This is a genomic window from Microbacterium sp. SCN 71-21 (assembly GCF_001725695.1).
GTDB lineage: Bacteria > Actinomycetota > Actinomycetes > Actinomycetales > Microbacteriaceae > Microbacterium > Microbacterium ginsengisoli.
Genome location: NZ_MEGA01000074.1, coordinates 1 through 10,568, shown reverse-complemented (window position 1 = coordinate 10,568; position 10,568 = coordinate 1). Strand labels below are relative to the sequence as shown.

10 protein-coding genes are annotated in these 10,568 nt (G+C 72.3%); 7 read left to right on the top strand and 3 right to left on the bottom strand.

The genetic code is table 11. The features are described 5' to 3' along the window. Positions 1–190: hypothetical protein (locus ABT08_RS10580; RefSeq protein WP_288114911.1), on the bottom strand; the 190-nt coding region annotated here is incomplete at its 3' end. On the opposite strand from ABT08_RS10580, the gene ABT08_RS10575 reads away from it, so the two are divergent. The 3 genes from ABT08_RS10575 to purH are packed head-to-tail and all read left to right on the top strand — an operon-like array spanning position 182 to position 2,730. Beyond that, positions 182–493 (top strand): cell division protein PerM, encoded by a 312-nt coding sequence (locus ABT08_RS10575; protein ID WP_288114910.1) that lies wholly within the window; start codon positions 182–184, stop codon positions 491–493. The two genes, ABT08_RS10580 and ABT08_RS10575, sit on opposite strands and share 9 nt — an antisense overlap. Before the next feature lie 9 nt (positions 494–502). Beyond that, positions 503–1,096 carry a phosphoribosylglycinamide formyltransferase gene (gene purN / locus ABT08_RS10570; RefSeq protein ID WP_056206001.1) on the top strand — a complete coding sequence of 198 codons (594 nt, stop codon included), beginning with the start codon at positions 503–505 and terminating at the stop codon, positions 1,094–1,096. A gap of 29 nt (positions 1,097–1,125) precedes the next feature. Beyond that, positions 1,126–2,730: a bifunctional phosphoribosylaminoimidazolecarboxamide formyltransferase/IMP cyclohydrolase gene (purH, locus tag ABT08_RS10565; RefSeq protein WP_056518723.1), complete on the top strand. Its 1,605-nt coding sequence runs from the start codon at positions 1,126–1,128 to the stop codon at positions 2,728–2,730. Between the two features lie 18 nt (positions 2,731–2,748). Here purH and ABT08_RS10560 read toward each other — a convergent pair whose 3' ends face one another. After that, positions 2,749–4,173: a dihydrolipoyl dehydrogenase family protein gene (locus tag ABT08_RS10560; RefSeq protein WP_056206000.1), complete on the bottom strand. Its 1,425-nt coding sequence runs from the start codon at positions 4,171–4,173 to the stop codon at positions 2,749–2,751. 91 nt (positions 4,174–4,264) lie between these two features. Between ABT08_RS10560 and ABT08_RS10555 the strand changes: the two genes are divergently transcribed. The 4 genes from ABT08_RS10555 (at position 4,265) to ABT08_RS10540 (ending at position 10,294) form a co-directional block, all read left to right on the top strand. After that, entirely contained in the window at positions 4,265–5,743 is a 1,479-nt protein-coding gene (locus tag ABT08_RS10555; RefSeq protein WP_273189794.1) for a DNA-3-methyladenine glycosylase 2 family protein, read from the top strand. Continuing rightward, a complete protein-coding gene (locus tag ABT08_RS10550) occupies positions 5,740–6,240 on the top strand; it encodes a methylated-DNA--[protein]-cysteine S-methyltransferase (protein ID WP_056518725.1) in 501 nt (166 codons plus the stop codon). Before ABT08_RS10555 ends, ABT08_RS10550 begins: the two co-directional genes overlap by 4 nt. A 374-nt stretch (positions 6,241–6,614) precedes the next feature. Beyond that, positions 6,615–8,483 (top strand): ABC transporter ATP-binding protein, encoded by a 1,869-nt coding sequence (locus ABT08_RS10545; protein WP_056518726.1) that lies wholly within the window; start codon positions 6,615–6,617, stop codon positions 8,481–8,483. Further along, positions 8,480–10,294, top strand: coding sequence for an ABC transporter ATP-binding protein (locus tag ABT08_RS10540; RefSeq protein WP_045245911.1), 1,815 nt, complete (start codon positions 8,480–8,482; stop codon positions 10,292–10,294). Before ABT08_RS10545 ends, ABT08_RS10540 begins: the two co-directional genes overlap by 4 nt. A 60-nt stretch (positions 10,295–10,354) precedes the next feature. On the opposite strand, the gene ABT08_RS10535 is transcribed toward ABT08_RS10540, so the two are convergent. After that, positions 10,355–10,568 (bottom strand): hypothetical protein (locus tag ABT08_RS10535; protein ID WP_288114909.1); only part of this gene is annotated, 214 nt, incomplete at its 5' end.

Sequence of the window (10,568 nt, the reverse complement as noted above, 5' to 3'; positions counted from 1 at the left end):
CGCCGCCCGGCACGAAGCCCTCGGCGTTCTGGAGTGCGAGCGGGTGCAGCGGCGCAGCATCGTCAGGTGCAAGGTCGTCATGCTCGACGGAGGCCGGCGGCAGCTCAGCGGGGGACTGGTCGAGGGGTGCAGGGTGCAGCGGAGTGGTCACGATGTCCGTGTAGACGGTGCCGTCGAGTTCGTGCACCACGACGCGGACGGGGGAGCGGCGCTGCTCGCCGCACTCGCCGGCGGATCGATCGGCCCCGGACGCCTCGCCGTCACCGGTCCCGACCCGGGCGCGGTCGCGCTCGCGGTCGCGATCGAGGTCGCGGTGGGAAGCGGCATCCTGCTGCTCGCCCCCCGCGGCGCCCGCGACGACGCCGATCGCCCCGCGCCGGTGACTCTGGGAGGGTCGCCGAGCGCCTGGTTCGACGTCGACGGCACCGGCCGCCCCGACCCGTCGAGCACCGGAGCGGGCGGTCGCGACGAGGGCTCCGAGGCTCCCCGTTAGACTGACCGGGTGCTGACGGTCGCCGTACTGATCTCGGGCACGGGCTCGAACCTCCGAGCCCTGCTGGACGCCGCCGCCGACCCCTCCTATCCCGCCCGCATCGTCGTCGTGGGAGCCGATCGCGAGGCGGACGGCCTCGCGCACGCCGAGGAGTTCGGCGTGCCGACGTTCGTCGTGCCGTGGCGCGGCGCAGCCGAACGCGACGCGTGGGGCGCGGAGCTCTCCGCGCAGCTGCGCGTCTGGCAGCCCGACCTCGTCGTGCTGAGCGGGCTCATGAAGCTGCTGCCCGCCGCGGTCGTCGACGAGTGGTCGCCCCGCATCATCAACACCCACCCCGCGTTCCTGCCCGAGTTCCCGGGCGCGCACGGCGTGCGCGACGCCCTCGCCGCCGGTGCCACCCAGACGGGCGCCAGCGTCATCGTCGTCGACGGCGGCGTCGACGCTGGCCCGATCCTCGCCCAGGAGCGTGTGCCCGTGCTCCCCGGCGACGACGAGAACGCCCTCCACGAACGCATCAAGCCGGTCGAGCGCCGCCTGCTCATCGACATCGTGCGCCGCATCGCCGACGGCGAGCTCGATCTCGCCGCGCCCGCCCTTCCCTGATCCGCAACCCCCGAGAACCGAGGAGCTCCATGGCCGGTCCCCGACACGATCCCGCCGACTACCGACCCCGCGACGTCGTGCCCGTGCGGCGCGCGCTCGTCTCGGTCAGCGACAAGACGGGGCTGCTCGACCTCGCCCGTGCCCTCGCCGACGCCGGCGTCGAGATCGTCTCGACCGGCTCGACCGCGGCCTCCATCCGGGACGCGGGCTTCGCCGTGACGGATGTCGCCTCGGTCACCGGCTTCCCGGAGTCGCTCGACGGCCGTGTGAAGACGCTCCACCCCGCAGTGCACGCGGGCCTCCTCGCCGACCTGCGGCTGGCGACCCACGAGGCCCAGCTCGCCGAGCTGGGCATCGCCCCGTTCGAGCTCGTCGTCGTGAACCTGTACCCCTTCGTCGAGACGGTCGCCTCGGGCGCCCAGGGCGACGACGTGGTCGAGCAGATCGACATCGGCGGCCCCGCCATGGTGCGCGCCTCGGCGAAGAACTTCGCGAACGTCGCGATCGTCGTCTCGCCCATGTCGTACCCCGCGATCATCGACGCGCTCGGCGCCGGCGGCACGACGCTCGACCAGCGCCGCGATCTCGCCGCCCGGGCGTTCGCTCACACGGCGGACTACGACCGCGCGGTGGCGACGTGGTTCTCCGAGGAGACCCTCACGACCGAGGACCTGCCCGCCCACCTCACGATCCGCGCAGAGCGCATGTCGACGCTGCGCTACGGCGAGAACAGCCACCAGCGCGCGGCGATCTACACGCGTGCGGGCGGCCACGGCATCGCCCAGGCGACCCAGCTGCAGGGCAAGGAGATGTCGTACAACAACTTCGTCGACGCGGATGCCGCGCTCCGCGCCGCGTTCGACATGGTGCTGCCCGCGGTCGCGATCATCAAGCACGCGAACCCCTGCGGCATCGCGGTCACCGCGGCGAACGCGCTCGACCCGATCGCGTCGGCCCACCTGCGCGCCCACGCCTGCGACCCGGTGTCGGCCTTCGGCGGCGTGATCGCCGCGAACCGCACCGTGACGCTCAAGATGGCCGAGAACCTGCGCGACATCTTCACCGAGGTGATCGTCGCCCCCGACTTCGAGCCGGAGGCGCTGGAGCTGTTCAAGCTCAAGAAGAACCTGCGCGTGCTGCGTCTTCCCACCGACTGGCGCCAGGAGCCCATGGATGTGCGGCTCGTCTCGGGCGGCCTGCTGCTGCAGGACGCCGACCGCTTCCCGGCCGACATCGACTCGGTGTGGAAGAACTGGCAGCTCATCACGGGCGAGATGCCCACGCACGACGAGCTGCAGAACCTCGTGTTCGCGTGGAAGGCCGGTCGCGCCGTCAAGTCCAACGCGATCGTGCTCGCGAAGGACTCCGCCACGGTCGGCATCGGCATGGGCCAGGTCAACCGCGTCGACTCGTGCCGTCTGGCCGTCGAGCGGGCGGGCGACCGTGCCGCCGGGTCGGTCGCGGCATCCGATGCGTTCTTCCCGTTCTCCGACGGACCGCAGGTGCTCATCGACGCGGGCGTCAAGGTCATCGTGCAGCCGGGCGGCTCGGTGCGCGACGACGAGACCATCGAGCTCGCGCGCGAGCGCGGCGTCACGATGTTCTTCACGGGCGAGCGGCACTTCTTCCACTGACCCGCGCGGCGCGCGGCCTCAGGCGGTCGCGCGCCCATCGGTCTCGAGCAGGCGCAGCCACACCTCGCTGATCGTCGGATACGACGGCACCGCGTGCCACAGCCGCTGCAGCGGCACCTCGCCGACGATCGCGATCGTGGCGGAGTGCAGCAGCTCGGCGACATCCTGACCGACGAACGTCGCGCCGATGATCACGTCGCGCTCCCCGTCGACGATCATGCGGGCGCGGCCGCGATAGTGGTCGGCGTAGGTGGAGGCGCCCGCGACCCAGGACAGGTCGTAGTCGACGACCCGGATGCCGCGCCCCGCCGCCCGCGCGGCCGCCTCGGTGAGACCGACCGACGCGACCTCGGGATCGGTGAAGGTCACCTGGGGAACGGCGGCGTGGTCGGCCGTCGCGACGTGCCGGGACCACGGGGCATGCGACACGTCGGCACCCGTCGCGCGCGCGGCGATCACGTCGCCCGCCGCGCGTGCCTGGTACTTGCCCTGATGGGTGAGCAGCGCCCGACGGTTCACGTCGCCGACGGCGTAGAGCCAGTCGGTGCCCTCGACCCGCAGGGTGTCGTCGACCGTCAGCCACGCCCCGGGGGCGAGGCCGACGGTCTCGAGGCCGAGGTCGTCGGTGCGCGGCACGCGTCCCGTCGCGACGAGCACCTCGTCGGCGTGCACGCGGGTGCCGTCGTCGAGCGTCAGCACGGCGTTCTTCTCGGCACGGTGCGCCGCGGTGACGTTCACGCCGGTGCGCACGTCGACGCCGCGCTCGACGAGCGCGTCGCGCACGATCTCGCCCGCGAACGGCTCCATTCCGCCGAGCAGACCGCCGCGTGCGAGCACCACCACCGATGCGCCGAGGTCGTTGTAGGCGGTCGCCATCTCCACAGCGACGACACCGCCGCCGATGATCGCGAGGCGCCCGCGGATCTCGGTCGCGGCGGTCGCCTCGCGGCTCGTCCAGGGGGCGATGTCGGCGAGTCCCGGAGTCGCGGGCAGGAGGGCGGCCGTGCCGGTGCTCACCGCGACCGCGTAACGGGCGATGAGCGTCGTGCGGGTGCCGTCCGGGCCCTCGACCTCGACGCGCCGCTCGCCGGCGAGGCGTCCGTGACCGCGCACGAGGTCGATGCCCGCTCCCTCGAGCCAGCGCACCTGCGAGTCATCCGACCAGTCGTGGGTCATGCCGGTGCGTCGACGCAGCACCCCCGCGACATCAGGTCGTTCGCCGGTGACCTGACGTGCACCGTCGACGTCGCGGGCCGCTCGCAGCGCCGCCCCAGCGCGCAGCAGCGCCTTCGACGGCATGCACGCCCAGTAGGAGCACTCGCCGCCGACCAGCTCGCTCTCGACGATGACGACCGACAGGCCGCCCTGCACGGCGCGGTCGGCCACGTTCTCGCCCACCGGCCCCGCGCCGATCACGATCAGGTCGTAGGTGCGTTCGCTCATGACCTCACGGTAGCCCCGGGGTGGGACGCTCCGGCACGGCGATGTCCGAAAACCGCGAGCCGGATGCCGCGGCCCGTGCCAGGCTGGGGGCATGCCCGGCCTCAGTCTCACCTTCGACGAGCGGTATCGCGCCATCCGGTCGCGCGACGTGCGCTTCGACGGGCAGTTCGTGACCGCCGTGCGCTCGACCGGCATCTACTGCCGGCCGAGCTGCCCGGCGCGCACCCCCCACGAGCGCAACGTCACGTTCTACTCCACGAGTGCCGCGGCGCACGAGGCCGGCTACCGCGCCTGCAAGCGCTGCCTGCCCGAAGCCGCTCCCGGCTCGCCGGACTGGAACCTGCGCGGCGACATCGCGGGCCGCGCCATGCGCTTCATCGCCGACGGCATCGTCGAGCGCGAAGGCGTGCCCGGGCTCGCGCGCCGGCTCGGCTACTCGAGCCGGCAGCTCGGTCGCATCCTGCAGGCCGAGCTCGGCGCCGGCCCCCTCGCCCTCGCCCGGGCGCATCGGGCCCATACCGCGCGCATGCTGCTGGTCGGCACGGACCTGTCGATGACGGATGTCGCCTTCTCCGCCGGGTTCGCCAGCATCAGGCAGTTCAACGAGACCGTGCGAGAGGTGTTCTCGCTCGCTCCCACCGACCTGCGGCTGCGCCGGCGCTCCCGGGTCGCCGCCGGGCACGGCGAGATCGACCTCGCCCTGCCGCACCGCACGCCGCACGAGACCGCCGGAGTATTCGCGTGGATGGCGGCGCGCGCGGTGATCGGCGCCGAGGTCGCGACATCCACCTCGTTCGCCCGCACCCTGCGTCTCGCCCACGGCACCGCCTGGTTCGAGGTGCGCAGCGACGGCGACACCCTGCGGCTGCGCGCCCGCCTCGAACGCCTCGCCGACCTCGCCAGCCTCGTCGCCCGCGTGAGGCGGCTGTTCGACCTCGACGCCGACCCCGACGCGATCGACGAGGCGCTCGCCTCCCATCCCGAGCTCGCCGCGAGCGTCGCCGACGCACCGGGCGTGCGGGTGCCGGGCGCCGCCGACCCGCACGAGATGCTGATCCGCGCCATGGTCGGCCAGCAGATCACCGTCGCCGCGGCGCGCACCGCGCTCACGACCCTCACCGACGAGCTCGGCGAGCGGATCGAGCCGATCGAGACCGCCGACCGACTCTTCCCGACGATGCGCGCGATCGCCGACCACGGCGCCGAGGTGCTGCGCGGCCCGGCCGCCCGCATCCGCGCCATCACGGGGGCGGCCTGCGCGCTCGCCGACGGCGAACTGGAGCTCACCACCGGCGACGACGGCGCCGCCCAGCGCGAGGCGCTGCTCGCGATGCCCGGCATCGGCCCGTGGACGGCCGACTATGTGCGCATGCGCGTCATCGGCGACCCGGACGTGCTGCTGCCGGGCGACGTCGCCGTGCGCACCGGCGCCGCACGGCTGGGCATCCCTGCCGATCCCGCCGGGCTCACCGCCTGGGCGGACCGCGTCGCGCCGTGGCGCAGCTACCTCACCGCACACCTGTGGCGTGCGGCATCCGCCCCGCTGACTCCCCGAAAGGCGTCCTCATGACCGCCCGCACCTTCGCCGTCGTCGACACCCCCGACGGCCCCTTCGCACTCCTCGCCGACCCGGACGGCGCCGTCGTCGCCTCGGGCTGGACCGCCGACCTCGATGCCCTCCTCGCGCGCCTCCCCGAGCGCGAGCGCGGCGTCGACGTCGTGTCCGGTGCGAGCGAGCACACCGCCGCGGTCGAGGCGTTCTACGCGGGCGAGGTCGCCGCGATCGACACCGTGCCCGTGCGCCAGTGGGGCACGCCGCTGCAGCAGCGCGGGTGGGCCGGTCTGCGGGCGATCGCGGCGGGGCATCCGCTCACCTACGCCGAGTTCGCCGTCGCGCTCGGATCGCCGACCGCCGTGCGCGCCGCCGCCTCGATCTGCGCCCGCAACGCGCCCGCGCTCTTCGTGCCCTGCCACCGCGTGCTGCGCACCGGCGGCGCCATGGGCGGATTCGCCTGGGGCGTCGAGGTCAAGCGCTCGCTGCTCGCGCGCGAGGCCGCCGCGCGCTGACGCGCCACGCTGCGCGCCGCGCTCGCCGTCGCATTCGCCCCCACCCCACCCCCACCTCCACCTCCACCGATTTCGCCGAATCAACCCCCGCCCGCCGAATCAACGCGCCGCCGACGTCGCTATGGCGTGGATTCGGCGCCAACGTGTGGATTCGGGCCGTGGGGTCGGGCGGCGCGGAGGGTGGCGGAGATCGGGTGGGGGAGTGCGCGGCGCGGAGGGTGCGCGGCAGGCTGTGGATGCCACGGCTCGCGCCGCGCCGGCACCCGCGGGAATCCGCGGCGACACGCCAGCGTTGCGCTCCGGAGAAGCTGGGAATAAGCTGGAGGGCTCGCCACTCGGCGGACCTCCCCCCCCACACGACACACAGCATCACCATGACTCAGCGACCCCAGGAACAGCTCTCCACCCTGCGCGCGCTCGCGCGCCTCATCCCCTTCGCCCGTCCGGTGCTCCCGCGCCTCGCGGCCGGCTTCGCGTCCGCGCTCGGTGCGGCGATCGTGAGCCTCGTCATTCCGATCGTGCTCCAGATCACCGTCGACGGGCCGATCGCGCAGGCCAACATCGCCCTCATCATCTGGGCGTCGCTCGGGGTGCTCGCCCTCGGCGTGCTCGAGGCGCTGTTCGTGTTCCTGCGCCGGGCGTTCGTGCTGACGCCGGCGACCGGTGTCGAGTTCGAGATCCGCCAGCAGTTCTACCGGCGCCTGCAGCGTCTGCCCGTCGCCTTCCACGACCGGTGGCAGTCGGGGCAGCTGCTCAGCCGCATGATGCAGGACATCAACCTCGTGCGCCGGTGGCTCGCGTTCGGCTCGATCCTGCTCGTCGTGAACCTCATGACGGTGCTCATCGGCGCGGTGCTGCTGTTCAACTGGCACTGGGCGCTCGGCACCACCTTCCTCGTCGTCTCGGTGCCGCTGTGGTACTTCGGCTTCCGGTTCGAGCGGCAGTACGGCCGTCTCGCGCGCCTCAGCCAGGACCAGGCCGGCGACCTCGCCACCGCGGTCGAGGAGAGCGTGCACGGCATCCGCGTGCTCAAAGCGTTCGGCCGTGGCCCCCACGCCCTGCGCAAGTTCACCCGCCAGGTCGAGTCGCTGCGTGCGACCGAGCTCGGCAAGGCCCGCGAAGTCGGCACCCTGTGGTTCTGGCTCGAGGTCGTGCCGATGGTCGCCTTCGCGCTCTGCCTGCTGGTCGGCATCCTGCTGGCCAGCTCGGGTCAGCTGAGCGTCGGCGAGCTGTTCGCGTTCTTCGCGATGGCGACCGCGCTGCGGTGGCCTCTCGAGTCCCTCGGGTTTCTGTTCTCGTTCCTCATCGACACGCGCACAGCGACCGACCGCATCTTCGAGGTGCTCGACGAGGAGAACACGATCGTCGACCCCGAGACGCCGTCGACGGTCGCCGACCCGCGCGGGCGGCTCGTCTTCCGCGGCGCGCGGTTCCGCTACCAGGATGCCCCGGCGACTGAGCGCGATCTGCTCGACGGCATCGACCTCGAGCTCGAGCCCGGCGAGACCATGGCGCTCGTCGGACTCACCGGCTCCGGCAAGACGACGCTCACGACCCTGCCCGGACGCCTGTACGACGTCACCGGGGGCTCGGTCGAGATCGACGGCGTCGACGTGCGCGACCTGCGGCTCGACGAGCTGCGTCGCCACATCGCGATGGCGTTCGAGGATGCCACGCTGTTCTCGGCGTCCGTGCGCGAGAACGTGCTGCTCGGCCGTGACGATCTCGACGTGCGCAGCCCCGAGGCCGAGGCAGTGCTCGCCGAAGCGCTCGAGATCGCGCAGGCCCAGTTCGCCTACGACCTGCCGCAGGGCGTCGACACGACCGTCGGCGAGGAGGGTCTGAGTCTCTCCGGCGGTCAGCGTCAGCGCCTCGCGCTCGCCCGCGCCGTCGCGGCGGCGCCGTCGGTGCTCGTGCTCGACGACCCGCTTTCGGCGCTCGACGTCGAGACCGAGGCCAAGGTCGAGGCGGCACTGCGTCGCGTGCTGGCCACCACGACCGCGCTGATCGTCGCCCACCGTCCCTCGACCGTGGCGCTCGCCGACCGGGTCGCAGTGCTGGAAGACGGCCGCATCACTGCGGTCGGCACCCACTCCGACCTGCTGCGCGACAGCGAGCACTACCGCTTCGTGATCTCGAGCCTCGAGATCGAGAGCGAGCAGCGGCGCGAGGCTTCCGATGATGACCATCGGTACGACGAAACCGGTCCGATCGATCTGAGCGAGAGCGAGGTGCGGGCATGAGCACCACCGTGCAGGGCACCCAGGGCGAAGACCGCAACGACTACACCGCAGCCGAGAGTCGGGCGATCCGTCGCCGTTCGCTGCGCCTGCTCGGCTCCCTCGTCTCGCCGATGAAAGGACTGCTGAGCCTCACCGCGATCGTCGTCATCGCCTCGACGGGCTTGCGCGTGCTCGGTCCCGCGCTCATCGCGTACGGCATCGACAACGCCCTGCCGGCGGTGCTGCAGAACGCCGATTGGATGCCGGCGGCCGCCGTCACCGCCGTCTACATCGTCACGGGCATCAGCGGCGCGCTGCTGATCGGCTGGTTCGTCGTGCTCTCGGCTCGGCTCACCCAGGCGATCCTCATGGACCTGCGCACCCGCATCTTCCGGCACACCCAGCGACTCAGCCTCGAGTTCCACGAGACGTACACCTCGGGTCGCATCATCTCGCGGCAGACGAGCGACCTGGAGTCGATCCGCGAGCTGCTCGACGGCGGACTGAACCAGCTCGTGCAGGGCGCGCTCTACGGCATCTTCACGCTGGTGGCGCTCTTCCTGATCGACTGGCAGTCGGGGCTCGTGCTCGTCGCAATGGGCATCCCGCTCGTGCTGCTCATGCGCTGGTTCTACCTCGAGTCGCAGAAGGGCTTCCGCGAGTCGCGCGTCGTGAGCGCCCGTCTCATCGTGCACTTCGTCGAGACGATGACCGGCATCCGCGCGGTGAAGGCGTTCCGCAAGGAACGCCGCAACGACGAGGAGTTCGCCGAGGTCGCCAGCGACTACCGGCGCGTGAACCTCAGCCTCGTGAAGCTGTACGGCGTGCTCGACCCGGGTCTCATCCTGCTCGCGAACGTCACGATGGCGGTCGTGCTGGTGTGGGGCGCGGTGCGCGTGACCGGCGGCTTCCTCGAGATCGGTGTGCTGCTGGCCGCCGTGCTCTACATCCGCAACTTCTTCAGCCCGCTCGAAGAGGTCGCGATGTTCCTCAACTCGTACCAGTCGGCCACGGCGGCGCTCGAGAAGGTGTCAGGCGTGCTCGAGGAGTCGCCCAGTGTGCCCGACCCCGCCACGCCGACCGCCCTGCCGAACGCGCGCGGTGCGGTGCGGTTCGACGAGGTGCAGTTCGCATACGGCAGTGGCCGCGTCATCCTGCCGGACTTCTCCCTCGACATCCCGGCGGGTCAGACGATCGCGCTCGTCGGCACCACGGGAGCCGGCAAGTCGACGCTGGCGAAGCTGATCTCGCGCTTCTACGACCCGACTCGGGGAGCGGTGACGCTCGACGGTGTCGACCTGCGTGCGCTGTCGCAGGGCGACCTTCGCCGGGCGATCGTGATGGTCACGCAGGAGGCGTACCTGTTCAGCGGCACGGTCGCCGACAACATCGCGCTCGGCAAGCCCGACGCGACGATCGATGAGATCCGTGCCGCGGCGCGCGCGGTCGGCGCCGACGGCTTCATCCGGTCGCTTCCGGACGGCTACGACACCGACGTGAACAAGCGCGGCGGTCGCGTCTCGGCCGGTCAGCGGCAGCTGATCTCGTTCGCGCGCGCGTTCCTCGCCGACCCGGCGGTTCTGATCCTCGACGAGGCGACGGCGTCGCTCGACATCCCATCGGAGCGCCTCATCCAGGACGCCCTGCAGACCCTGCTGGCCGACCGCACGGCGATCATCATCGCCCACCGCCTCTCGACGGTCGCGATCGCCGACCGGGTGCTCGTGATGGAGCACGGCCGCATCATCGAGGACGACGCCCCCGCCGCCCTCATCGCGGGCACCGGCACGTTCGCGAAGCTGCACGCCGCCTGGCGCGAGTCGCTGGTGTGAGGATGCCGCGGCCCGCGCTCTGCGCGTCCCGGCGCCGCGCTCGCCGCGCTCCTCTCGCCGTCACCCCGCCGAGTCCACGCTCGCCCGCCGAATCCACGCGTTCCTCGCAGGCACGACGTGTGGACTCGGCGGTGGGGTGTTGATTCGGCGTCGTTCGAGGGTGAGTGCGAGAGCGACAGCGAGGGCGAGGGCGAGGGCGAGAGCGAGGGCGAGGGCGAGGGCGAGGGCGAGGGCGAGAGTGAGAGCGAGAGTGAGAGCGAGGGCGTCAGGGCTG

Excerpts from the sequence above, each read along its gene's own strand:
- purH (WP_056518723.1), top strand. The coding sequence starts at position 1,126 with ATGGCCGGTCCCCGACACGATCCCGCCGACTACCGACCCCGCGACGTC.
- ABT08_RS10560 (WP_056206000.1), bottom strand. The coding sequence starts at position 4,173 with ATGAGCGAACGCACCTACGACCTGATCGTGATCGGCGCGGGGCCGGTG.
- ABT08_RS10555 (WP_273189794.1), top strand. The coding sequence starts at position 4,265 with ATGCCCGGCCTCAGTCTCACCTTCGACGAGCGGTATCGCGCCATCCGG.
- ABT08_RS10550 (WP_056518725.1), top strand. The coding sequence starts at position 5,740 with ATGACCGCCCGCACCTTCGCCGTCGTCGACACCCCCGACGGCCCCTTC.
- ABT08_RS10545 (WP_056518726.1), top strand. The coding sequence starts at position 6,615 with ATGACTCAGCGACCCCAGGAACAGCTCTCCACCCTGCGCGCGCTCGCG.
- ABT08_RS10540 (WP_045245911.1), top strand. The coding sequence starts at position 8,480 with ATGAGCACCACCGTGCAGGGCACCCAGGGCGAAGACCGCAACGACTAC.